The organism is Lysobacter sp. CA199, from assembly GCF_052078715.1.
In the GTDB taxonomy this organism is placed as follows: Bacteria; Pseudomonadota; Gammaproteobacteria; order Xanthomonadales; family Xanthomonadaceae; genus Lysobacter.
The window spans coordinates 196023-220714 of sequence record NZ_JBQJIL010000009.1; the positions used below are offsets into that span (position 1 = coordinate 196023).

17 protein-coding genes, 3 tRNA genes and 1 pseudogene are annotated in these 24692 nt (G+C 66.4%); 12 read left to right on the forward strand and 9 right to left on the reverse strand.

Going from position 1 to position 24692, the window contains the following annotated elements:
• Positions 1–323: 323 nt before the first annotated feature.
• The 4 genes from ACTOWJ_RS17720 to ACTOWJ_RS17735 all read left to right on the forward strand — a co-directional run bounded on the left by ACTOWJ_RS17720 (position 324) and on the right by ACTOWJ_RS17735 (position 6330).
• Positions 324–1097, forward strand: a complete 774-nt coding sequence (locus ACTOWJ_RS17720; RefSeq protein ID WP_441335943.1) for a ferredoxin--NADP reductase — start codon at positions 324–326, stop codon at positions 1095–1097.
• Between the two features lie 148 nt (positions 1098–1245).
• On the forward strand, positions 1246–2172 hold the full coding sequence (gene rocF / locus ACTOWJ_RS17725; RefSeq protein ID WP_441335944.1) for an arginase: 927 nt from the start codon (positions 1246–1248) through the stop codon (positions 2170–2172).
• 852 nt (positions 2173–3024) lie between these two features.
• Positions 3025–5553, forward strand: coding sequence for a TonB-dependent receptor (locus tag ACTOWJ_RS17730; protein ID WP_441335945.1), 2529 nt, complete (start codon positions 3025–3027; stop codon positions 5551–5553).
• A gap of 276 nt (positions 5554–5829) precedes the next feature.
• Positions 5830–6330: a CinA family protein gene (locus tag ACTOWJ_RS17735; RefSeq protein ID WP_441335946.1), complete on the forward strand. Its 501-nt coding sequence runs from the start codon at positions 5830–5832 to the stop codon at positions 6328–6330.
• Between the two features lie 318 nt (positions 6331–6648).
• Here the strand turns inward: ACTOWJ_RS17735 and ACTOWJ_RS17740 are convergent, their stop codons facing one another.
• Positions 6649–7590, reverse strand: a complete 942-nt coding sequence (locus ACTOWJ_RS17740) for a bifunctional helix-turn-helix transcriptional regulator/GNAT family N-acetyltransferase (RefSeq protein WP_441335947.1) — start codon at positions 7588–7590, stop codon at positions 6649–6651.
• 117 nt (positions 7591–7707) lie between these two features.
• Here ACTOWJ_RS17740 and lexA point away from each other — a divergent pair, with 117 nt between their 5' ends.
• From lexA to ACTOWJ_RS17780, 8 genes are all read left to right on the forward strand, one after another.
• Entirely contained in the window at positions 7708–8355 is a 648-nt protein-coding gene (gene lexA, locus ACTOWJ_RS17745; RefSeq protein ID WP_441335948.1) for a transcriptional repressor LexA, read from the forward strand.
• A gap of 271 nt (positions 8356–8626) precedes the next feature.
• Positions 8627–9655, forward strand: a complete 1029-nt coding sequence (gene recA, locus ACTOWJ_RS17750) for a recombinase RecA (protein WP_441335949.1) — start codon at positions 8627–8629, stop codon at positions 9653–9655.
• A gap of 609 nt (positions 9656–10264) precedes the next feature.
• Positions 10265–10777 carry a recombination regulator RecX gene (gene recX / locus ACTOWJ_RS17755; protein WP_441336101.1) on the forward strand — a complete coding sequence of 171 codons (513 nt, stop codon included), beginning with the start codon at positions 10265–10267 and terminating at the stop codon, positions 10775–10777.
• 116 nt (positions 10778–10893) lie between these two features.
• A complete protein-coding gene (gene alaS, locus ACTOWJ_RS17760) occupies positions 10894–13578 on the forward strand; it encodes an alanine--tRNA ligase (RefSeq protein WP_441335950.1) in 2685 nt (894 codons plus the stop codon).
• A gap of 144 nt (positions 13579–13722) precedes the next feature.
• Positions 13723–13926 (forward strand): carbon storage regulator CsrA, encoded by a 204-nt coding sequence (csrA, locus tag ACTOWJ_RS17765; protein ID WP_036111509.1) that lies wholly within the window; start codon positions 13723–13725, stop codon positions 13924–13926.
• Positions 13927–14001: 75 nt separating this feature from the next.
• Positions 14002–14094 (forward strand) — tRNA-Ser (locus ACTOWJ_RS17770).
• Positions 14095–14222: 128 nt separating this feature from the next.
• A tRNA-Arg gene (locus ACTOWJ_RS17775) sits at positions 14223–14299 on the forward strand.
• 128 nt (positions 14300–14427) lie between these two features.
• Positions 14428–14504 (forward strand) — tRNA-Arg (locus ACTOWJ_RS17780).
• 389 nt (positions 14505–14893) lie between these two features.
• Here ACTOWJ_RS17780 and ACTOWJ_RS17785 read toward each other — a convergent pair.
• The 8 genes and pseudogenes from ACTOWJ_RS17785 to ACTOWJ_RS17820 all read right to left on the reverse strand — a co-directional run bounded on the left by ACTOWJ_RS17785 (position 14894) and on the right by ACTOWJ_RS17820 (position 24379).
• Positions 14894–15631, reverse strand: coding sequence for a response regulator (locus ACTOWJ_RS17785; RefSeq protein WP_441336102.1), 738 nt, complete (start codon positions 15629–15631; stop codon positions 14894–14896).
• A pseudogene (locus ACTOWJ_RS17790) lies at positions 15621–18342 on the reverse strand (ATP-binding protein); the annotation flags it as partial. The gene ACTOWJ_RS17785 and the pseudogene ACTOWJ_RS17790, both read right to left, overlap by 11 nt.
• A gap of 171 nt (positions 18343–18513) precedes the next feature.
• Entirely contained in the window at positions 18514–18762 is a 249-nt protein-coding gene (locus tag ACTOWJ_RS17795; protein WP_441335951.1) for a hypothetical protein, read from the reverse strand.
• Positions 18763–18873: 111 nt separating this feature from the next.
• Positions 18874–19473, reverse strand: coding sequence for a potassium-transporting ATPase subunit KdpC (gene kdpC, locus ACTOWJ_RS17800; protein ID WP_441335952.1), 600 nt, complete (start codon positions 19471–19473; stop codon positions 18874–18876).
• Between the two features lie 97 nt (positions 19474–19570).
• Positions 19571–21631, reverse strand: a complete 2061-nt coding sequence (gene kdpB, locus ACTOWJ_RS17805; RefSeq protein WP_441335953.1) for a potassium-transporting ATPase subunit KdpB — start codon at positions 21629–21631, stop codon at positions 19571–19573.
• An 11-nt stretch (positions 21632–21642) separates the two neighbouring features.
• On the reverse strand, positions 21643–23385 hold the full coding sequence (gene kdpA, locus ACTOWJ_RS17810; protein WP_441335954.1) for a potassium-transporting ATPase subunit KdpA: 1743 nt from the start codon (positions 23383–23385) through the stop codon (positions 21643–21645).
• Between the two features lie 140 nt (positions 23386–23525).
• Positions 23526–23618 carry a potassium-transporting ATPase subunit F gene (locus ACTOWJ_RS17815; RefSeq protein WP_441335955.1) on the reverse strand — a complete coding sequence of 31 codons (93 nt, stop codon included), beginning with the start codon at positions 23616–23618 and terminating at the stop codon, positions 23526–23528.
• Between the two features lie 14 nt (positions 23619–23632).
• Positions 23633–24379 (reverse strand): TorF family putative porin, encoded by a 747-nt coding sequence (locus tag ACTOWJ_RS17820; protein WP_441335956.1) that lies wholly within the window; start codon positions 24377–24379, stop codon positions 23633–23635.
• Positions 24380–24692: the final 313 nt, after the last annotated feature.

Here is a 24692-nt window from a genome sequence, read left to right on the forward strand (position 1 = left end):
GGGTTAATACGTTTCCGTATTGTTTCAGCCGAATGTGGGCGCTTGCCCGCGCCAAGGGTTATTCAGGGCGCCATATTCAAGGCAAGCTCAAGTCGCAGTCAAAGAAGCAGGCCCGAATATCCAGTGACGCGGATCATTCTTTTGAATATCCGTCCACCGGGACGAAAGATAATGTGCTGGTATTGAGTCCGCCATTCGTCCGCGAGCCGCGGCGCGCGCCATCCGCGATGGCAGCCATTAATGACAATCGTGCGTCCGCCGGGTGACCGAATACCCGCGCGGGCGTCGCTCACGGAATATGCCCATAACAAGGAGTCACGACGATGCAGTTGGCGACCGAACGCGTCATCGACGTCAAACACTGGAACGACAGCCTTTTCAGCTTCCGCACCACCCGCGATCCGGGCTTCCGCTTCGACAGCGGGCACTTCGTGATGGTCGGGTTGGAGATCGACGGCAGGCCGCTGATGCGCGCCTACTCGATCGCCAGCGCTCACTACGAAGAGCATCTGGAGTTCTTCAGCATCAAGGTGCCCGACGGCCCGCTGACCTCGCGCCTGCGTCACATCGCCAGCGGCGACGAGGTCTTGGTCAGCCGTCGGCCCACCGGCACGCTGGTGCTCAACGACCTCAATCCGGGCAAGCGGCTGTACCTGCTCGGCACCGGCACCGGCCTGGCGCCGTTCCTGAGCATCATCCGCGACCCGCTCACCTACGAGCGCTTCGAGACGGTGGTGCTGGCGCACGGCGTGCGCAAGATCAGCGATCTGGCCTATGCCGAGTTCCTCGAGCGCGAACTGCCCGAACACGAGTTCCTCGGCGATCTGGTGCGCGAGCGCTTGATCTACTACCCCAGCGTTACCCGCGAAGCGTTCCGTAATCAGGGCCGCATCACCGACGCGATCGCCGACGGACTGATGGCGCAGACCCTGGGCCTGCCGCCGCTGAACCCGATCGAAGACCGGGTGATGCTGTGCGGCAGTCCGCAGATGCTCGAAGACACCGCGGCCTTGCTCGAAGGCCGCGGCTTCAAGCCCTCGCCGCGCACGCGCGAGCCGGGCGACTACGTCATCGAGCGCGCTTTCGTGGAGAAGTGAACCCGCGGCGGGCAGGGCGACCGCATCGCGATCCGCGCCACCGCATGGCGGTGCGCGCGGCTTCGTCGCGATCGCGCCCGCCCGGCCTCTTTGCGCCATCACCATCGCGCGCGGCGTGGACCGCCGCGCGCATTCGAGGAATACCCGCATGAGCAGCACCCCCACCATCTCGGTGACGCTGATCGGCGCGCCGACCGATATCGGCGCCGGCGCGCGCGGCGCGCGTCTGGGCCCGGAAGCCCTGCGCATCGCCGGCCTGCGCGAAGCCCTGCATCAACTCGGCCTGGACGTGGCCGATCGCGGCAATCTCGACGGCCCGCCCAATCCCTGGACCGAACCGGTCGACGGCTACCGGCATCTGGACGAAGTGGTGGCCTGGAACCAGAGCGTGATGGATGCGGTCGGCGCCGAACTGCGCGGCGGCCGCATGCCGATCCTGCTCGGCGGCGATCACTGCCTGGGCCTGGGATCGATCACCGCGGTCGCCAAACATTGCCGCGAGCAAGGCAAGAAACTGCGCGTGCTGTGGTTGGACGCGCACGCCGACTTCAACACCCACGACATCACTCCGACCGGCAACATGCACGGCATGCCGGTGGCCTGCCTGATCGGACTGGGGCCGCGCGAGCTGACCCACCTGGGCGGCGAGGCGCCGGCGATGCAAGTCGATGAGATGCGCCAGATCGGCACGCGTTCGGTCGATGCCGGCGAGAAGCAACTGATCAAGCGCCATGGTCTGCCGGTGTACGACATGCGCAAGATCGGCGACATCGGCATCAAGAAGGTGATGGAGCACGCGCTCGAGGGCGTCGACGAGAACACCCACATCCATGTCAGCTTCGACGTCGACTTCCTCGATCCGAGCATCGCGCCCGGCGTCGGCACCGTGGTCGCGGGCGGGCCGAACTATCGCGAAGCGCAGTTGGCGATGGAGATGATCGCCGAGAGCGGATGCATGGGGTCGCTCGACATCGTCGAACTCAACCCGATCCTCGACCGCGACAATCACACCGCGCTGGTGGCGATCGATCTGGTCGAAAGCCTGTTCGGCAAGTCGACTTTGGCGCGCGGGTAAGCCGGCGGCATCGTCGGCGCTGAGGCAGCGGCTCGCATCGTGCGGGCCGCTGCCGCGTGCGTGTTGTATTTGGAGTTCGAGGATTCCGTCGTGGCTTTCAATCGCCGATAGTCCCGATTGTCGTATCCCTTCGGGTGTTGCACCGCTTCGACCGTCGGGGCTGAAGCCCCTCCCACAAAAGACTTCGCGGCCTCGCACCAATCTTGGCGCCACAATATTCCTCCACGGGGTCGATCGCAGAGCCGCACGTCTTTTGTGGGAGGGGCTTCAGCCCCGACGCGATCCGATCGCCGCGTTCCGCCCTGGAGCGCAGCGCTTCGAGGGCCAGGACTGAAGTCCTTCCCAAGTTATGTAGCTCTTCGATCGAGCCCGCAAAGAGATCGTGTAACGCCACGATCAATGCGAAGCCACGAAGTCTTTTGTGGAGGGGCTTCAGCCCCGACGCGATCCGATCGCCGCGTTTCGCCCTGCGGACGCACCGCTTCGACAGCCGCGACCGAAATCCCTCCCACAAGAACTCCGCGATCCGCTCATGTGCCGCATAACCCACGAAAACCCGAACGTTCGTTCCTTTATTCGCGCGGCCGCGCGGCGCGATTAGTTGCCGACACAACGGTGTTGCGACGCCGCATGACCTGTGCCGTGGTCATGCTAATTTCCGGACGCGCATTCGTTACCCGCGACACAGAAAGGCCGCAGTCGCCCGCCGACTGCGTTTACGACGTGGGTGCCTCGCGCGGCGTGCGCCGGTCCGGGAACCGGCGCGCAGCAGGACGCACCATCGTCATCACATCGCAGACATCGAAGTCCGAACGTTTTCGACGAAACGTTTTTCAATTGGGGGAATACCAGATGATCGCTCGCTCGCCGGGTCGCAAGTCCCTGTCCTTGGCTGTCGCGTTCGGCTTGGCCGCGCTCGCCGCAAACGCGCAAGCGCAACAAGCCGCGGCGCCGGCGCAGGAAGAGGAGGCCAAGACTCTGGCCGGCCTCACCGTCACCGCGCAAAAACGCGAGGAGGCGATGCAGGACGTGCCGATCTCGATCACCGCCTTGCCCGAACAACTGCTGCAAGACACCGGCGTACGCGACGTCAAGGACCTGCAGGTGCTGGTGCCGGGCCTGACGGTGAGCAGTACCCAGAGCGAAGTGCAGACGGTGGCGCGCATCCGCGGCATCGGCACGGTCGGCGACAACGCCGGCCTGGAATCGTCGGTCGGCGTGGTCATCGACGGCGTGTACCGGCCGCGCAACGGCGTAGGCTTCGGCGATCTGGGCGAGATCGAGCGCATCGAAGTGCTCAAGGGCCCGCAAGGCACGGTGTTCGGCAAGAACACCTCGGCCGGCGTGATCAACGTGATCACCCGCCGCCCGAGCTACGACACCACAGTGGAAGGCGAGCTCACCATCGGCAACTACGGCGCGGTCGGCGCGGCCGGTTCGTTCAACACCACCATCGGCGAGAATGCGGCGTTCCGCGTCTACGGCTCCAAGCGCAAGCGCGACGGCTTCACCGACGTGGAGGTCGGCCGTGGCCCGCGCGCCGAGCGCGAGGACGGCGATCAGAACTTCCATACCCTGCGCGGTCAGTTGCTGCTGGAACCGACCGAAAACCTCGACATCAACTTCATCGCCGACTACACCAGTCGCGAGGAAAACTGCTGCGTCGGCCTGACCACGGTGCGCGGGCCGACCTCGGCGATCATCAACGGTCTGGTCGGCGGCATCGGCGTGGCGCCGGTGGCCGATCCGTTCGCGCGCCGCGCCTGGAGCAACCGGCCGACCACCCAGGACATCAAGGACAAGGGCCTGTCGGCCGAGGTCAACTGGATCACCCCGTGGTTCGGCGGCGCCACCCTGACTTCGATCACCGCCTCGCGCGATTGGCAGGCGATCAACGGCCTGGACTTCGATTTCACCAGCGCCGACATGATCTATCGCGACGCCGATCCGAACGAATCGTTCACCGGCTTCAAGCAGTTCAGCCAGGAATTCCGCCTGACCGGATCGACCGACAAGATCGACTGGATGGTCGGCTTGTTCTACGCCGACGAGGATCTCAAGCGCAACGATTCCTACAGCCTCGGCGCGCATTACGAGCCGTATCTGTCGACCGCGGTGTTGAGCCAGATCGCCGCGCGCTTCCCGCCCGGCACCGTCAACATGGCCAATGCTGCGACCTTCCTGTCGCAGGCCTCGGGCCAGCCGTTCGGCAGCAATTTCGCCGGGCTCGGCGCGCTGGACCGCTATCAGCAGAACAGCAAGAGCGTGGCCTTGTTCACCAACAACACCTGGCACGCGACCGACCAGCTCGATCTGACCTTGGGCCTGCGCTACACCAAGGAGAACAAGGAACTCGACTCGGTCTACAGCAACCCCAACGGCGGCCTGGGCTGCGGCGCGGCGCTGGCCAATCCGACCCGGGTCGGCGCGGCCTTGGCCGCGCGCGGCGTGCCGGCGGCGGCGCGTGCGGCGCTGGTGCAGCAGGTGGTCGGCTTCATGTGCCTGCCTTGGGCCAACACCCTGCATAACGGCCGGGTGACCAATCAGGAGCGCGACGAGAAGGAATGGTCGGGCACGCTCAAGGCCGCGTACCGCTGGAACGAGCATGTCATGGGCTACGCCTCGGCCGCGCGCGGTTACAAGTCCGGCGGTTTCAACCTCGATCGTGTGCAGTCCTCCAACGGCCTGTCGTCGGGCACCGCGGGCATCGCTCCGGTCAACGACACCTCGTTCCCGGGCGAATTCGTCGACAGCTACGAGCTCGGCGCCAAGACCACCTGGGCCGACGGCAACCTGCTGCTCAACGCGACCTTGTTCCATCAGACCTACAGCGACTTCCAGCTCAACAGCTTCCTCGGCACGAGTTTCGTGGTGCGCTCGATTCCCGAAGTGGTCTCGCAAGGCATCGACACCGAAATCCTGTGGCAGACCGGTCTGAAGGGATTGATGCTGCAAGGCGGCCTGATGTACGCCGACACTAAGTACGGCGACGATCCCTTGCCCGATGCCGATCTGGCCAAGCTGCCCGGCGCGCGCGCGAGCTTCGCGCCGCTGTGGTCGGCCTCGGCGTCGGTGACCTATCAATGGGATTTCGCGTCCAGCCTGATCGGCCGCTTCAACATCGGCGCCAAGTACTCCTCCGACTACAACACCGGTTCGGACCTGGATCCGGAGAAGGGCCAGGAGGCCTACACCGTGGTCAACGCGCGCCTGGGCATCGGCGCCAAGAGCCGGCGCTGGATGGTCGAGGCCTGGGCCTTGAACCTGTTCGACGAGGAGTACAAACAGGTTGGCTTCGACGCGCCGTTGCAGACCGGTTCGTGGAACGCCTTCCTCGGCGCACCGCGTACTTATGGCGTGACGTTCCGAGTGATGTACTGAGTCTTGTCTCGGCGAGCGTTCCCGTCATGCCGCTTGCGGCGTGACGGGAGCGGGGTTGCGTGCTTTCGTCGTGGTTCAGATTCGCGGTCGCGGCTCGCGCCGCTCCTGCACCGGGCGCAGCACTACATGTCCGCTCATGCAGAAGCGGCGCGAGCCGCGGCCGCGAATCTGAGCAACGACGTAATCGACCGCTCCCGAATCGTCCCAGCGGCGCGCCGGCACACATCCGGACTGCCATGGCAAAGCCATGCCGCCGTCGCCCGTTATAGTGGCGCCATGACTCAGGACGCCTCCGACACCGCCTTACAGCACCTCGCCCAGCAGATCGGCGAGGCCGCCCGCCTCAATCACCACATGCTGGTCACCGCCGAAAGCTGCACCGGCGGCTGGATCGCCAAGACCCTGACCGATATCGCCGGCTCCTCGGGCTGGTTCGAGTGCGGCTTGGTCGCTTACAGCTACGAAGCCAAGCAGGCGCTGCTGAGCGTGCGCCCGCAGACCCTGGAACAGCACGGCGCGGTCAGCCGCGAAACCGTGATCGAAATGGTCTCCGGCGCGTTGGCCAATACCGGCGCGACCGTCGCGGTCGCGGTGACCGGCATCGCCGGCCCGGGCGGCGGCACCGACGACAAGCCGGTCGGCACGGTCTGGATCGCGTGGAAGCGCCGCGGCGGCTATCCGCGCGCGGAGGTCTTCCACTTCGACGGCGATCGCGAATCGGTTCGCCGCCAAAGCGTGGCCGCCGCACTGCTGGGCATGCAGGCGCTGGTGGGATAAACCGGAATAAACGCCCGCGGCGCGCTTTCGGCGCGATACCCGAAGCCCGGCAGCGACACGAAGCGGGCAGGGCCATCAGCAAGCAGGGCCATGAAGCAATCAGGCCATGAAGCAATCAGGCCATGAAGCAATCAGGCCATGAAGCAAGCAGGGCGATGAAGCAAGCAGGGCGATGAAGCAGGACAGACCCGCCGCCGGCTTTTGTGGGAGGGGCTTCAGCCCCGACACCCGCCGCCGCGTCTCAAGCCGAAGTCCCGCGTGCCGGCTTGCATCAGCGCGCCGAGGCAGACCGGCCGCCGCGCGCCCCACCGCCCGATTTCAATCCAACTCGCGCGCCCACACCTGCCCGACCAGATCCTGGCCGAAACTGTGGTGGCGTTCTTCCTCGATCAGCGCGAAGCCGCAGCTCTCGTAAATGCGCCGCGCCGAGCTCAGCACGTCGTTGGTCCACAGCAACATTCGCCGATAACCGGCCGCGTGCGCGAACTCGATGCAGGTCTCGACCAGACGCCGTCCGACGCCGAGCCCGCGAGCGCGCGGATCGACCAGCAGACAACGCAACTGCGCAGCATCGGCATCGTCGGCGTTGCGCACCACGAACACGCAGCCGATGCGCTCGACGTCGAGTTCGGCGATCCAGCAACGCTCGTGCTCCGGGTCGCGGGTGCTGGCGAAACGCGCGAACAGCGTCGCCACCAGCGCTTCGAAGTCCGCGTTCCAACCGTATTCGTCGGCATACAGCCGGCCGTGCCGCTCTATCGCCCAACCCAGGTCGCCGATCCGATGCTCGCGAACCAGCACCCGCTGCGCCGCCGGCACGGTCTGCGGCGACAACGCCAGTTCGGCTTCGCCGATCGCGCGCAACAACCGGTCGCGTTGCAGCGGCGACAGCGCCACCAGCATCGCCGCGGTGGCCTGGTGCGAGCTGCGATCGAGCAGGGCGAAAGCCTCGCGTCCCTGCGCCGACAGAGTCAGCACGAAACTGCGCGCGTCCTGTTCGGACCGGGTTTTCTCGATCAGGCCGGCGTCGGCGAAGGTTTGCAGGATCCGGCTCAGGTAGCCGGGATCCAGCCCCAGCGTTTCGCCGATTTCGCGCGCCGCGAGCGGCTCGCGTTGAGCCAGTTCGAACAAGACCCGCGCCTGGGTCAGCGGAAACGGGCTGTCGAGCAGGTCTTCCTGCAGCACGCCGATCCGGCGGGTATAGAAGCGGTTGAAGGCGCGGACGGAATCGACTTCGGCGGTTTCGACGTCGGTGGCCATGTCGGTATACGCGGCTGGGTGCGGGTCTCCAATTTCAGGCAGTTATTTGACTGTGTCAAATAAATCCCGGACGAAAGGACTTGTCGCCACCGTTCGTTAGTAGTAATAATACTAACCATGAATCTCACCGACACCCAGCAAGCCATCCTCGCGCTGATCGCCGAACGGATCGACGCCGAGGGCATGCCGCCGTCCCAGACCGAGATCGCCAAGGCCCTGGGGTTCAAAGGCGTGCGCGCCGCGCAGTACCACCTCGACGCGCTCGAGGCGGCCGGCGCGATCGAGCGCGTGCCCGGCCGGGCGCGCGGCATCCGCGTGCTGGTGCCGCCGCCGCAGAGCCAGCGCGAGCTGGAGCTGGCCTCGGCCAACGAAGAAGCGATCCGCCTGCCGGTGCTCGGCCGGGTCGCCGCGGGCGCGCCGATCGGCTCGGCGGCCGGGGTCGAGCCCGACAACTACGTCCTGCTCGATCGCAACATGTTTTTCCCGTCGCCCGACTACCTGCTCAAGGTCAAGGGAGACTCGATGCGCGACGAGGGCATCTTCGACGGCGATCTGATCGGCGTGCACCGCACCCACGATGCGCGTTCGGGCCAGATCGTGGTCGCGCGCATCGACGACGAAATCACCGTCAAGCTGCTCAAGATCGGCAAGGACCGCATCCGTCTGCTGCCGCGCAATCCCGATTTCGCCCCGATCGAGGTCCAGCCCGATCAGGATTTCGCCATCGAAGGCCTGTACTGCGGCCTGGTCCGGCCCAACCGCTGAGATGGGACGGGCCAAGCTCAACCCCAATGTCGATCGTTACGGCTCGCTGCGCGCTTGCGCCGCCGTGCCTGCCGCGCAGGCCGCGTTGCAAGGCCTGGGCGAGTCGATTTCCGGCGCGTTTTCGCGGCTAAATCCGACCCTCGGGCAGGCCGCCGTCCGGCAGACCGGCGTAACGGCGAGCGATAATTTGGTTCCAGGCGCTGCGGTCTCAACCTCTGCGATCCGCGTCCTCTAACTTCCCCTCACCACGACAGACTTAAGGAATTCAGCGATGGACGAGAACAAGAAGCGCGCCCTTTCGGCGGCCCTGAGCCAGATCGAAAAGCAGTTCGGCAAGGGCTCGGTGATGCGCATGGGCGACCGCGCGGTCGAAGTCGCCGAAGTCATCGGCACCGGCTCGCTGATGCTCGACATCGCTCTCGGCATCGGCGGTCTGCCCAAGGGCCGCGTGGTCGAGATCTACGGCCCGGAATCCTCGGGCAAGACCACGCTGACCCTGCAGGCCATCGCCGAGTGCCAGAAGAAGGGCGGCACCGCCGCCTTCATCGATGCCGAGCACGCGCTCGATCCGATTTATGCCGCCAAGCTGGGTGTCAACGTCGACGACCTGCTGCTGTCCCAGCCCGACACCGGTGAGCAGGCGTTGGAAATCGCCGACATGCTGGTGCGTTCGGCGGCGGTCGACATCGTCGTCATCGACTCGGTCGCCGCGCTGACCCCCCGGGCCGAGATCGAAGGCGAAATGGGCGATCAGCTGCCCGGCCTGCAGGCCCGCCTGATGAGCCAGGCGCTGCGCAAGCTGACCGGCAACATCAAGCGCTCCGGCACCCTGGTGGTCTTCATCAACCAGTTGCGCATGAAGATCGGCGTGATGATGCCGGGCCAGAGCCCGGAAGTGACCACCGGCGGCAACGCGCTCAAGTTCTACGCCTCGGTGCGCCTGGACATCCGCCGCATCGGCGCGATCAAGAAGGGCGACGAGATCATCGGCAACCAGACCAAGATCAAGGTCGTCAAGAACAAGCTCGCCCCGCCGTTCAAGCAGGTCGTCACCGAAATCCTTTACGGCGAAGGCATCTCGCGCGAAGGCGAGCTGATCGACATGGGCGTGGAAGCCAAGCTGGTCGAAAAATCCGGCGCCTGGTACAGCTGCGGCGATGAGCGCATCGGCCAAGGCAAGGAGAACGCGCGTCAGTACCTCAAGGAAAACCCCGAGGTCGCCGCGCGCCTGGAAGCACAACTGCGCGAGAAGTTCGTCCCCAGCGACGCACCGCGCGAAGAGGCCGTCAGCGAGGATTGATCCTCGCGGAGGTCGTCAATGAGTTCCGATCGGGATGACGGACGGCGCCATGGTGGTGGCGTCGACGGCACGGCCGGGCAGGGTGGCGAGCCCTCGCCCGGTCGTGGCGGTTCGCAGTTGGATGAATTGCGTGCGCGAATGCGCGCGATAGAACGCGCCAAAGAAAACGGGGTCTCGGCGGCATCGATTAGCGGCCAGCCGGGCCTGGACGTAGCGTCCCGTAAACAAGCGCCCGCTGTCGCGCCGGATCGTGGCGGTGAGGTGGATATCGGCAGCGAGGAATCGCGCTGGTCCGATCGCGGCATCGCGAGCCGGGCTGAGCCCGAACCGGACGATGAGCGGCTCTCGTCGCACTCGGCAATCGACCAAGGTTTCGGCCAACGGCGCGATCGCGCGCAGCGGGCTCACCGGGGCACCGCTGGTGGTCAGGGCGGGAAGTCCGGGCGCAAGCAGCGCCGAGCTGCTCCCGGCCTGATCGAACTCCCGCCGGAGGTCGGCCCCGACAGTAGCGCTTACCCCGAAAGCGACACACGCAAGTCCACAGATCCCACAGTGTTCGCCGACGCGCAGTCCGTGTTGGAACCGCCAACCGATGCAGAAGATTCCGCGATGGAAAGCTCCTTGTTCGGTCCGGATTTCGCCGATGCGCCGTCTCGCGGCCGCCGCCGTACGCCGCGCGAGCAGACCCCGACCCAGCGTGCCCTGGGACTGCTGACCCGACGCGAGCATTCGCGCAAGGAACTGACCCGCAAACTGACCTCGCGCGGCCTGGATCGCGATGAGGTCGTGGCTGCCGTTGATCGGCTCACCGATGCCGGCTGGCAGAACGATGCCCGCTTCGCCGAAAGTCTGATTCGCAGCCGGGCCGGCAACGGCTACGGTCCGGTGCATATTCGCGCAGAGCTGGGGATGCACGGGCTCGACAACCAAGCCATCGTCGAGGCCTTGCAGAATTACCCGGGCGATTGGCTCGAAAATGCCCGCGACCTGGCCCGCCGCCGATTCGGCGAGGATTATTTTCGCGAGCCGGCGCTGCGCCGAAAGGCCGCCGACTTGCTGCTGCGACGCGGCTTCGATGGTGAAACCGTACGTAATGCGAATCGTTCTTGCGCCGAGGACTGAACGGCCAGGCACATTTGCTGTTCAGCCTTGCGCACAAGGCCCCCCGGGCCTGTTAGGCTACGCGGCTTTCGGGTTCCCGGGTTGCCTGTTCCAGTCGATGCCCCCATGGTGGTGGCATGGGTTCGGTCGAGCGCTCCGCTCCCGACCAGGCGAACTATCTCCCAGGCATGAAAACCACCACTGAAATCCGCAGCGATTTCCTCGAGTTCTTCCGGGGCAAAGGTCACACCATCGTTCCGTCGGCGCCCTTGGTGCCGGCCAACGACCCGACCTTGCTGTTCACCAACTCGGGCATGGTGCAGTTCAAAAACGTATTCCTCGGCAGCGAGAAGCCGGGTTATGTGCGCGCGGCCGACGTGCAGCGTTGCCTGCGCGCCGGCGGCAAGCACAACGACCTCGACCAGGTCGGCTATACCGCGCGCCATCACACCTTCTTCGAGATGCTGGGCAACTGGTCCTTCGGCGATTACTTCAAAGAAGACGCCATCACCTGGGCCTGGGAATTGCTGACCGGCGTGTGGGGCCTGCCGGCCGAGCGTCTGCTGGTCACGGTCTACCACACCGACGACGAAGCCTTCGATCTTTGGAACAAGAAGATCGGCCTGCCCGCCGAGCGCATCGTCCGCATCGGCGACAACAAGGGCGCGCCGTTCGCTTCGGACAATTTCTGGCAGATGGCCGACACCGGCCCCTGCGGCCCGTGCACCGAGATCTTCTACGACCACGGCGCGCACATCGCCGGCGGCCCGCCGGGTTCGCCCGACGAGGACGGCGATCGCTTCATCGAAATCTGGAATCTGGTGTTCATGCAGTTCGACCGCCAGCCCGACGGCAATCTGCTGCCGCTGCCGGCGCCGTGCGTCGACACCGGCATGGGCCTGGAACGCCTGGCCGCAGTGCTGCAGGGCGTGCACGGCAACTATGAGATCGACCTGTTCCGCCATCTGATCGCGGCCGCGGCCAAGGCCACCGGCACCGCCGATCTGGAGAACAAATCCCTGCGCGTGATCGCCGATCACATCCGCGCCTGCTCGTTCCTGATCGTCGACGGCGTGCTGCCGTCCAACGACGGCCGCGGCTACGTGCTGCGCCGAATCATCCGCCGCGCGCTGCGCCATGGCTGGATGCTCGGCCAGAAGGGCCCGTTCTTCCACAAGCTGGTGCCGGCGCTGGTCCACGTGATGGGCGATGCTTATCCGGAATTGACCGCCAAGCGCGAGTTCGTCGAAGCCGCTCTGGCCGCCGAAGAGGAGCGCTTCGCCGCGACTCTGGATTCGGGCATGCGCATCTTCGACGAGATCGCCACCCGCTCCAGGGGCGAAATCGCCGGCGTCGATGCGTTCAAGCTCTACGATACCTACGGCTTCCCGGCCGACCTGACCGCCGACATCGCACGCGAGCGCGGCCTGTCGGTCGATATGGCTGGCTTCGAAGTCGAGATGGAGAAGCAGCGCATCATCGCGCGCAAGGCCGGCAAGTTCGGCAACGCGACCACGATGCCGGCCGAGCTGGCCGCGCAACTGGCGCCGACCGAGTTCCTCGGCTACGACCGGATCGTCGAAGGCGGCCTGCAGATCGTCGCGCTGCTGCGCGACGGCAGCCCGGTCGAACAGCTCAATGCCGGCGATGAGGGCGTGGTGATCCTCGACCGCACCCCGTTCTACGCCGAAAGCGGCGGCCAAGTCGGCGACACCGGCGAGCTGGACGAAGCCGGCACCCGTTTCGTGGTCGGCGATACGCAGAAATTCGCCGGCCAGTTCCATGGCCACATCGGCACGCTCACCGCCGGCAGCCTCAAGCGCGGCGACCGCGTCCTGGGCGCCGTGGACGAAGCCCGCCGCGTCGCGACCGTGCTCAACCATTCGGCGACCCACCTGTTGCATGCGGCACTGCGCCGCCTGCTCGGCGACCACGTGACCCAGAAGGGCTCGCTGGTCGCCCCGGACCGCCTGCGTTTCGACTTCTCGCACTTCAACCCGCTGAGCGACGCCGAGCTCGCCCAGATCGAGCGCCAGGTCAACGCCGACGTGCGCCGCAACTACGAAGCCGAAGTCCACCAGATGGGTATGCAGGAAGCCATCGACTTCGGCGCCATGGCGCTGTTCGGCGAGAAGTACGGCGACCGCGTGCGGGTGCTGCGCATGGGCGAGGCCTCTACCGAACTGTGCGGCGGCACCCACGTGTCGCGCACCGGCGACATCGGCCTGTTCAAGATCGTCGCCGAGAGCGGTGTCCAGGCCGGCGTGCGCCGGATCGAGGCGCTGACCGGGCAGGGCGCCTTGGACTACGTCGCAGAGGAAGAGCAGCGCCTGGAGCAGGCCGCGCGGCTGCTTGGCGGCAATGCCGGCGACGTGGCCGACAAGCTGCGCGCGCTGCTGGACCGGCAGAAGAAGCTCGAGCGTGAGCTGGAATCGATCAAAGCCAAGGCCGCCTCCGGCGCCGCCTCCGACCTGGCCGCCTCGGCGACCCAGATCGGCGCGGTCAAGCTGGTAGCGACCCGGCTGGAAGGGTTTGACGCCAAGGCGTTGCGCGAGGCGGTGGACAGCCTCAAGCAGCAGCTTGGCGACGCGGTGATCGTGCTGGCGGGCGCCAGCGACGGTAAGGCGACCTTGGTCGCCGGAGTGAACGGAAGCGCGGCTGGCAAGGTCAAGGCGGGGGAACTCCTCGCGCACGTGGCCAGTCAGATCAACGGTAAAGGCGGCGGCCGCCCGGACATGGCTCAGGGCGGTGGCGATGACGGCCCGGCTCTGGTTCAGGCCCTTGCGGGCGTCGCGCAGTGGATTGAGAGTAAGCTTGTCTGAATGGCGAACAGTGACTGCTATCGCTTGCGACCTTGTTTGACCGGTCGCTAAGATGGTTCACGTTTGTGTACAAATTGCAGCATTCTTTCGGATGGAAAAGAATGCCAACGCCGGTACTACGGTCCCGGCTCGAGGAGGTTTTCAATGCTGATCCTGACGCGTCGCGTCGGCGAAACCCTGATGATCGGCGACTCGGTGACCGTCACCGTGCTCGGCGTCAAGGGGAACCAAGTGCGTATCGGTATTACCGCACCGAAAGATGTCGCGGTTCATCGCGAAGAGATTTATCAGCGCATCCAGCGGGGCGAGGACGCGTCGGACGATTCGGGCAAAAACGCCGGCGGCTGATAAAAAGTTGGTCGTAAGCGTTGCCGTAAAACGGGCAAGCCGTTATGCTTCCCGCCCGCATTGCTTCATCGATGCGGAGAGTTGCCCGAGAGGCTGAAGGGGCTCCCCTGCTAAGGGAGTATAGGGTCAAAAGCTCTATCGAGGGTTCGAATCCCTCACTCTCCGCCAGTTGTACCGAAGCCGCCTTCGGCGGCTTTTATTTGCCGATATGCCCATAGAACAGCATGGTCGGATCGGCAAAGCAAAATGGAAAATGTTGACGGGATGTTGTTCGCTCGTCATAATTTTCCAGCTAAGCGCCCGTAGCTCAGCTGGATAGAGCACCAGGCTACGAACTTGGGGGTCGGAGGTTCGAATCCTTCCGGGCGCACCAAATTAAGAAGCCGGCCATCGAAAGACGGCCGGCTTTTTTCTTTTTGGGCCATCATCGGCCGGCGGATCGAAAGTTGTACGCGGGGGCTTCCCGCCGTGCGAATCATCCGTCATAATTGTCTGCTCAGCGCGCCCGTAGCTCAGCTGGATAGAGCACCAGGCTACGAACTTGGGGGTCGGAGGTTCGAATCCTTCCGGGCGCACCATCATTCGAAAGCCGGTCGTCGAAAGACGGCCGGCTTTTTCTTTGCGCGGGTGTTCGCGCGCAAACATCGTGTCGTCGGTTGCCGGTACAGAGCGGCATTAGTGGCGACCGCGCTTTCGCTTACGTCGAAAGCGCCGCCGTAGTCGCATTGTCGCGGTCGCAGCTCGCGCAGCTCCTACAGCCGCTGCGTGTAGGAGCTGCGCAAGCCGCGACCGTGGGACCGCGGTGACGTTCGAAAGCTTCGCCGCAGTGCGTAGTCGCGGTCGCGGCTTGCGCCGCTCCTACAGTCGCTGCGTGCAGGAGCTGCGCAAGCCGCGACCGTGGGACCGCGGCGACGTCGAAAGCTTCGCCGCAGTTGCGCAGTCGCGACCCGACGGCAACTCGCGCCGCTCAGCGCTTCTCGATGAAACGCAAGCCCACGCCCGGTTCGGTGGCGATATAGCGCGGCGAGGCCGCGTCGTCGCCGAGCTTGTGCCGCAGTTTGCCGACCAGGATGCGCAGGTAATGCGTGTCTTCCTGATGGGTCGGGCCCCACAACTCGCGCAGCAGCTGCGGTTGGGTGACAACGCGGCCGGCGTGCTGGAACAGCATCGCCAGCAGCGCGTACTCCTTGCGCGCCAGCACCACCGGTTCGCCGGCCAGGTGCACTTCGCGCCGCGCCAGGTCGATGCGCAGGTGGCCGTCGTCGAACACCGGCAGGGCCTCGCCCTGCGGGCCGTGTGCGCGCAGCAGGGCGCGTACACGCGCCATCAGCTCCTGCACGCCGAAGGGCTTGGTGACGTAGTCGTTGGCGCCGCCATCGAGCGCGGCGACTTTCTCCGATTCGCTCGAACGCACGGTCAGCAGAATCACCGGCACGCCCGACCATTGGCGCAGTTCGCGCAGCACGTCGTGGCCGTCGCGGTCGGGCAGGCCCAGATCGAGGATCACCAGGTCGGCGCCGCGCGTGGCCAGGGTTTCCAGCCCGGTGTTGCCGTTCTCGGCCAGCTCCACCGCGTAGCCCTGCGCGCGCAGGGCGATATCCAGGAATTTGCGGATCTGCGGCTCGTCGTCGACCACCAGCACGCGAGCGGGCGGCGCGGCCTGCGGGTGCGGCGGTTGCGAATGCGGAGCGTGGTCCTCGGTCATGGCGCGGCGGCGGGCTCGGGTTCGATAGGCGGCAGGGTAATGCGGATCGTCGTGCCGCGGCGACCTTGCGCGTCGGGTTGTCCGGGCAGGGCGACCACGCTGCCGCCGTGCGCGCCGATCATGCCCTGGCAGATCGCCAGTCCCAGGCCGGTGCCCTGGCGGCCGCGATCGCCGCGCTCGACGCTGTAGAACATATCGAAGATGCGCGCGCGCTCGTCCTCGGGAATGCCCGGGCCGCGATCGCTGACGTCGATGCGCAGCAGTTGCTCGGGTGTCGCGCCCGGCTCGTTGTCGACGCGGCGCGCTTCGATCGCCACCGCCGCGTCGGCCGGCGAGAACTTCACCGCGTTTTCGATCACGTTGAACAGCGCTTGCTCGACCAGGGCCGGATGCACCCAGATCGGCCCCAGCCCCGGTTGCAGGCGCACGTCGAAGCGCGCGCCCGGTTCGTAACGCTGCAGGCGCGTCACCGCCGAACCGATCAGCTCGTCCACGCCGATCCAGTCGCGATTGAGCGCCAGGCCGCCGTGGCCGAGGCGGGTCATGTCGAGCAGATTCTGGATATAACGGTCCAGCCGTTCGCCTTCGATGCGGATGGTTTCGAGCAAGGCATGGCGATCCTCGCGCGGCATCGCCTCGGCGTAGTTATCCAGGCTGCTGGCCGCGCCGATGATCGAGGCCAGCGGCGAGCGCAGATCGTGCGAGACCGAGGACAACAGCGCCGAGCGCAGCCGTTCGGTTTCGCCGCTGACGCGCGAGTCCTCCAGATCGGCGACCAGGCGCGTACGCAGAATCGCCTGAGCGATGTCGTCGGTCATCGCTTCGGCCAAGCGCCGTTGTTCGGCGCCCAGCCGGGTCAGCGACGCCGCAAAGCGCAGGCCGACCACGCCGGCCGCCGGCGCGTCGGTCGATCCGTTGCCTTTGAGCGGCAACAACCACCAGTCGGAGCCGGCGAGCGTATCGGTATAACGCCCGGCCGGTTGCCGGTGTTTGAGGCTCCAATCGGCGGCCGCGCGATCCTTGTCGCTCATCTCCGGCAGATGCTCGCCGCGCAGCGGCGCCGCGCCGATGTAGACGAACGCTTCCACGCTCAGCGAGCGCTTGAGTGCGTTGCGCCCGGCGCGCACGACCTGGCCGACGTCGGCGGCGGTGGACAATTCGCGGCCCAGGGTCTGCAGTTCGGTCGCATGCGCATTGGAGGCGCGCAGGGCCAGCACCTGCATGCGCAGTTTCGAGGCCAGCCGGCCGGCGACCAGGGCCGCGGCCAGGAACAGCAGCACTGTGGCCACGCCCTGGCGCGCGCCGATCAACAGGGTGTAGCGCGGCTCGATGAAGAAGAAGTTGTAGGCCAGAAAGCACAGCACCGAGGCGATCACCGCCGCGGTCATGCGGGTGCGCGCGGCGACCACCACCACCGCGACGATGAAGATCAACGACAAGTCGCCCAGGCCGATCCAGCGTTCGGCGACCCAGGCCAAGGCGGTCGCCAGCGCCGCGGCGACCACCGCCAAGGCAGCGTCGCTGCGATTGAGCAGGCCGCGCAGCCGGCCGCCGCTGTCGCGCAGCGAACGGCGCGCACGCGCGCGCGCTTCGGGCGTGCTGACGATGGTCAGTTCGTAGTGGGCGCCGCGCTGGATCAACTGCTGGGTGAGGGTGCGGTTGATCATGCGCGCGAGCGGCCGCTCGCGGGTGCGGCCGAGCACGATGGTCGACACGCCGGCGCGTTCGGCATGATCGAGCAATGCGTCGACGACGCTGTTGCCGTGCAGCACCACCGCTTCGCCGCCGAGCCGGCGGGCCAGGGCGAAGGCGCGGTCGATTTCGGATTGGCGGGTCGAGTCGGGCACGCCGCCGGTCTGCACAGTGACCACGATCCACGGCGAATCGCGGCGTTCGGCGATGCGTCGCGCCACCCGCACCAGATATTCGGATTGGCCCAGGCCGTCGATGGCCACCATCACCGCGCGCCGCAGCGGCACCCCGGGCAGGCCGCGCGCGGTCTGAGCCTCGCGCAGATCGCTGTCGACGCGATCGGCCGCGGTCTGCATCGCCAGTTCGCGCAGCGCGGTCAGGTTGGACGGCGAAAAGAACGCCTGCAGCGCGTGCGCGGCCTGCTCGGGCACGTAGACCTTGCCCTGCTGCAGGCGCTCGATCAGCTCGCGCGGCGGCAGGTCGACCAGGACGATGTCGCGCAGGCGATCGAACAGCGCGTCGGGCACGGTTTCGCTGACCCGCACCCCGGTGATGCGGTGAATGACGTCGTTGAGGCTTTCCAGGTGCTGGATGTTGATGGTGGTGTAGACGTCGATGCCGGCGTCCAGCAGCTCCAGCACGTCCTGCCAGCGGCGCTCGTGGCGACTGCCGGGCGCATTGCGGTGGGCCAGTTCGTCGACCAGCGCGACCTTGGGCTTGCGTGCGAGCAGGGCGTCGAGGTCCATTTCCTCCAGGGTGCGGCCCTGGTAGTCCAGGCGCTTGCGCGGCAGCACGTCGAGGCCTTCGACCAGGGCCGAGGTTTCGGCGCGGCCGTGGGTTTCGACGATGCCGACCACCACGTCGATGCCGCGGCGCTGCAGTTCGCGGGCGCGACCGAGCATGGTGTAGGTCTTGCCGACGCCGGGCGCGGCGCCGAGGAAGATGGTCAGCCGGCCGGCGCCCTGGCGTTGCAGTTCGCCCATCAGGGCATCGGCTTGGGCGCTGCGTGGGTCGGTCATCGGGCACCGTGGAAGTCGGTGGAAACACGATCGCCTGCTTTACCGTTCGCCCGAATCGCGCCGATGCGGGGTACGCATCGGCGCGGGGCACGTGGGCAGCATGGGCGTTCGCGGGGCCTCACGCAATCGGGCGTGAGCGCCGCGGGGCGTCAGGCCGCGCGGGCGCGAGGCTCAGGGCGCCAGAGACGGCGGATTGGTCGGCCGGCAACCGTTCTCCTGCCAGCAGGTCTTGTATTGCGCGTAACAGATCTGCCCGCCTCCCGAGGCGAGGCAGCGATCGCGTTCGGCGATGCATTCCAGGCAGGGATGGGCCGCGGCAGAGGCGAAGCCTGCGGCGAACGTGGTGAGAGCGGCCAAAGCGAGCAGCATCTTCCTGTCGAACAAGCGCTTCATGTGCTTTTCCTTGTTGAGCCAGATCATTCTGGCGATCCGAGCGTAGACCGGCCCGGTCGCCGAGCAAGCGATGCGGCGGCGATTCTGCGATTTCGCCCGAATCGGAAAAGTCTCCGCCGCAAGCTCGCGTCCGGCGGCTCAGCGCGCGGCGTCCAGCGCCAGATTGAGCTTGAGCACGTTGACCCGCGGCTGGCCGAGTACGCCGAACTGCGGCGCTTCGGTGTTGGCGGCGATCAAGGCTTCGACCTTGCTCACCTCGACACCGCGGGCCTTGGCCACGCGCGCGGCCTGCACTTGCGCGGCGCGCGGGGAAATATGCGGGTCCAGGCCGCCGCCGGACTGCGTCGCCAACTCGGCCGGAACCTCGCCGACGGCGATGCCTTCGCGTTGCGCGATGGCCGCGGTGTCCTCGGCGATGCGCTTGCGCAGATCGGGATTGCTGCGCGCCTGGTTGCTGCCGGAGGCAGCCATCGGATCGTATTTGGCCGCCGACGGGCGCGGCTGGAAGTACTTGGTGTCGGCGAAGGGCTGAGCGATCAACGCCGAGCCGACCGCCTTGCCGTCGCGTTCGACGATCGAGCCGACGGCCTGATCGGGGAACGCGACGCGACCGAGCGCGGTGCCGGCGAGCGAGTAGGCCAGGCCGAAGCCGAGCAGGGTGACGGCGGCGAACAGCAGCGGAGCGCGTAGGGAGACGCGGTCGTCGATGTTGGCGGTGGGAGTGGCGTGGGTGTTCATGGGGGTTGTCCTGTGGGTTCGGAGGAGGGGGCGGTGGGCTGACCCTCACCCCAACCCCTCTCCCGTCAACGGGAGGGGGCTTGAGCGGCGTGGCGGCTTAGAAGATCGCGACCAGCGCCATGTCGATGAGCTTGATCGCCACGAACGGCAGCAGCACGCCGCCGACGCCGTAGACCAGCATGTTCCGGCGCAGCAACGCGACCGCGGTGGCGGGCTTGAAGCGCACGCCGGCCAGGGCCAGCGGGATCAGCGCCGGGATGATGATGGCGTTGAAGATCAGCGCGGCCAGAACGGCGTTGGTCGGGCTTGACAGGTGCATGACGTTGAGCGCGGCCATCTGCGGGATCGCCGCGGCGAACAGCGCCGGCAGGATCGCGAAGTACTTGGACACGTCGTTGGCCAGCGAGAAGGTGGTCAGCGCGCCGCGGGTGATCAACTGCTGCTTGCCGACTTCCACCACCGCCAGCAGTTTGGCCGGATCGGAATCCAGATCGACCATGTTGCCGGCTTCCTTCGCCGCCTGGGTGCCCGAGTTCATCGCCAGACCGACGTCGGCCTGAGCCAGCGCCGGCGCGTCGTTGGTGCCGTCGCCGACCATCGCGACCAGGCGGCCGCCGGCTTGTTCGGCGCGAATGCGCGCGAGCTTGTCTTCCGGGCGCGCTTCGGCGATGTAATCGTCGACGCCGGCCTCGGCCGCGATCGCCGCGGCGGTCAGCGGGTTGTCGCCGGTGATCATGATCGTGCGCACGCCCATCGCCCGCAGTCGTGCAAAGCGTTCTTTGACGCCGTGCTTGACCACGTCCGACAACTCGACCACGCCGAGCACGTAACGGCCCTCGGCGACCACCAGCGGGGTGGCGCCGCCGCGCGCGACCTGTTCGACGCGTGCAAGCAGTTCCGGGGTGACTTCGCCGCCGAGCGCGCGCACGTAGATGCCGATGGCATCGCCCGAGCCCTTGCGGATCGAACGCGCGCCGCCGTCGTACTCGGCCGGCAGATCGACGCCGGACATGCGGGTTTGCGCGCTGAACTGGATGTAGTCGGCACGCTCGGGTTCGAGCACGTTGCTGTGCTGCTCGCGGGCCAGACGCACGATGGACTTGCCTTCGGGCGTCGCGTCGGCAAGCGAGGACAGCAGCGCGGCATCGCGCAGCTGCGAGCGGTCCACGCCGGCCACCGGATGGAACGCGGTCGCCTGACGATCGCCGTGAGTGATGGTGCCGGTCTTGTCGATCAACAGCACGTCCACGTCGCCGGCCACTTCCACTGCCTTGCCGGATTTCGCCAGCACGTTGGCCGACAGCGCGCGGTTCATGCCGGCGATGCCGATTGCCGGCAGCAGGCCGCCGATGGTGGTCGGAATCAGGCAGACCAGCAGCGCGATCAGCAGCAGCGGATCGAGCTTGGCGCCGACGAAGCCGGCGAAGAACGGCAGGGTCGCGACCACGATCAAGAAGGTCAGGGTCATCGCCGCCAACAGCATGGTCAGGGCGATTTCGTTCGGCGTCTTCTGCCGGTTGGCGCCTTCGACCAGGGCGATCATGCGGTCGAGGAAGCTGTGGCCGGGTTCGGCGCTGACTTCGATCACGATCTCGTCCGACAACACCTTGGTGCCGCCGATCACGCCGGAACGATCGGTGCCGGCCTCGCGCAGCACCGGCGCGGATTCGCCGGTCACCGCCGATTCGTTGATCGTGGCCACGCCCTTGACGATTTCGCCGTCGGCGGGAATCAACTCGTTGGCCGAGACGATCACCCGGTCGCCCGGCTTCAAGGTCGACGCGGCCACGCGGGTTTCGTTGCGGCCTACGGTGTCGAGTTTGCGCGCGACCAGATCGCGTCGTGCGGCCCGTAACGAAGCGGCTTGGCCGCGGCCGCGCGCTTCGGCGACGGCTTCGGCGAAGTTGGCGAACAATACCGTGATCAACAGAATCACCGTGACCGCGATACCGAAACCGGTATTGCCCGGTACGAAGATCGTGATCAGCGCCGACAGGATCGTGCCGAGCAGCACGATCGCCATGATCGGGCTGCCTATGGCGTGACGCGGAGACAGTTTGATGAAGGATTCGAGGATCGCCGCACGCAGGCCGGCGGCGTCGAGGCCGGCGACCGCGGTGTTGCGGCGTTGCACTCCGAGATGGGTTTGTTCAGTCACGATGGCATACCTCAGAGAGCGGGGCTGCTGAGCGCCGGAGCGGCGTTCGTATACAGCGTCAGGTGATCGGCGATCGGGCCGAGAACCAGCGCAGGCATGAATTGCAGGACGGTCAGGATCACGATCACCGCGATCAGCGTCAGGGCGAAGGTCGGCGTTTCGGCGTGCAGGGTGCCGGCGCTTTCCGGCGCCACGCGCTTGCGCGCGAGCAGGCCGGCGACCGCGAGCGGGACGATCAGCGACGGATAGCGGCCGAGCGCGAGCACGAGCGAGCAGCTCAGATTCCACCAGTAAGTCGCGTCGCCCAAACCTTCGAAACCCGAACCGTTGTTGGCGAAGGCCGAGGTGTACTCGTAGAACACCTGGCTGATGCCGTGGAAGCCCGGATTGGAGTTGCCGGTGATCGAGGGAATCGCCAAGGTGACCGCGGTGAAGCCGAGTACGACCAGGGGCTGCAGCAGAATCAGCAGCGCCAGCAAGCGCACTTCCGGTGATTCGATCTTGCGGCCAAACAATTCCGGCGTACGGCCGGTCATCAGGCCGGCGAGGAACACCGACAGCAACAAATAGACCAGGAACTGCTGCAGACCGCAGCCGATGCCGCCCCAGATCGCGTTGATCAGCATGTTGATCATCGTCATGCTGCCGGTCAGCGGCGCCAGCGAGTCGTGCATGGCGTTGACCGAGCCGTTGCTAGTCTGGGTGGTCAGCGCCGCCCACAACGCCGAATCGCTGGCGCCGAAGCGGGTTTCCTTGCCTTCCATCAGCGCCGCGTCGGTGTTGCTGGAGGAATAGACTTCCGAGCCGACGGTCAGGCCGGTGGAGATCACCGACATGAGCAACATGCTGCCGAACACCAGCGCGGTGAGTTTGCGGCGGCCGGTGAACGGGCCGATCATGAAGGTCACCGCGACCGGGATCAGGATCAGCGCCAGGGTTTCCAGCAGATTGGCGAACGGGGTCGGATTCTCCAGCGGCACCGCGCTGTTGGGGCCATACCAGCCGCCGCCGTTGGTGCCCAGTTGCTTGACCGCGACCATGGCCGCGACCGGTCCGACCGGAATCTTCTGCTCTTTCATCTCCACGCTGTGGTCGATCGGCGTCACGGTGGCGCCGGCTTGCAAGGTCGAAGGCACGCCTTGCGAAGTCAGCAGCACCGCCCACACCAGGCACAGCGGCAGCATGAAGCGCAGCGTGGCGCGGGTGACGTCGACCCAGTAGTTGCCCAGGTCGCGGATTTCACCTTCGCGCGCAGCGGTATTGGGCGCGCCCATCGCTTGACGGCCGCCGAACAGGCCGCGCAGCGTCGCCACCACGATCGCCAGGCCCATCATCGGCGTGACCACTTGCAGGCCGACGATGCCGACCATCTGCGACAGATAGCTCAACTGCGCCTGGCCGGAATAGTGCTGCTGGTTGGTGTTGGTGAGGAACGACACCATCGTGTGCAGCGCGGTGTCCCAGCGCATGTTGGGGACGTTGTCGGGATTCAGCGGCAGCCAGGCCTGGGTCATGAACAGCGCCCACACCAGCACCGCCAGCACGAGGTTGCTCAGGACGAACGCCAGCGCATAGCCGCGCCAACTCATGCCGCGCGCGGCATCGACGCCGATCACGCGATAGATCGCGCGCTCCAGCGGTCCGAACAGCGCGTCAAGGCGCGAGCGGTCGCCGCGCATGACCCGCGCCAGGTATTGGCCGAGCGGCCAACCCAGGACGATCGCCAGCGCGAATACGAGGAAGATTTCGATCATGGTGAAACACCAGGCGGTGAAGGATCCCTTGCGGCGCGTCCGGCGCCTTCAAGGACCGCGCCCGAACGGTGAATCCGTCCGGGCGCTGAGGAAAGGTGATGCGGATCGATCCTGATCCGCATTGTGCTAAGCCGCGGGGACTAGAAGTCTTCCGGACGCAGCACGACGTAGAGCAGATACGCGGCGGCCACCAGGACCAAAACCGCGCACAACATGGAAAGCCAGCCAGGCATGGTCGTTACCCCTGTCAGAACGAGGCTTGCACGGCCGCTTCGATGCGCGAGCCGGCAAGGGAATCGCCGAAGATCCGTTCGGCGTTGTGATCGGTGGCGTGCGCGGTCAGGCGCAACTCGAACGGGGCTTTGACCGCCCAGATCGCGCTGAGCTGACCGTGGCTGTAGTTGCGATCATAAACGTCATCGAGAAAATAATGGCCGACCGCGGCCTCGAAACGAAGCGCATCGTTGACCGGGAAGCGGGCGCCGATCTGAGAGTAGATCCCGCGCTCCTTGCTGCCCAGCGCCTCGTTGGAATAGCCCAGCGACAGCCAGTAGTTGTCGCGGTAAGTCAGCGTACCGTTGAGCTCGGTCCAGTTGAGATCGCTGGTGGTCGAGGGATAGCGGTAGTGCAGAACGTTGACGTCGAGCGCCCAGTCCTGGGCGATCTTGCCGGCCCAGCCGACGGTGAAATCCAACTCGCTGCTGGCGTGGGTCTCCGGAGCGAACTCTACGTTCGAGCCCCAGATCGAGCCATAGAAACCGTTGGCCGCGGCGGCCTTGAAGCCGACCTGCACGGCCGGATCGCCCAGGGTCTGCGAGCTGCCGCGCCAGACGTAGTCGCTGGTGAGCGCGGCCGAGCCGGTGAAGCTCGCGCCCTGCGTTTCGGCTGCGTGCGCCTGCGTGCCCAATGCGAGCAGGCCGATACCGGCGCAGGCGGCCAGGACCAGAGGAAGGGCTGCCTCGCGGCGACGGAACAGATGATGCGACGACGACATGGGTGTATCCGAGAGAGGAAAGAGGCCGGTCTGGCCACGTCGTCATTCTCGGAACTCGGGGCGTAAAGCCGCTATTTCGTGCACGCCGTCACGGCGTAAATTCAGCGTAAAAATAGGCCCGTTGGGCGTAAATCGCCCCGCCCGAACATCGCGCATTCATCGATGGCCCCTTGTAGGAGCGGCGCGAGCCGCGACCGCGGAATGTCAGCCGCGTCGTTATTGCGAGGTCGCGGTCGCGGCTCGCGCCGCTCCTACAGACAGGCCATGTGGGGCCGCCGAATCTTCCACGTGGGCAGCACTGGCGTGAGCCGCG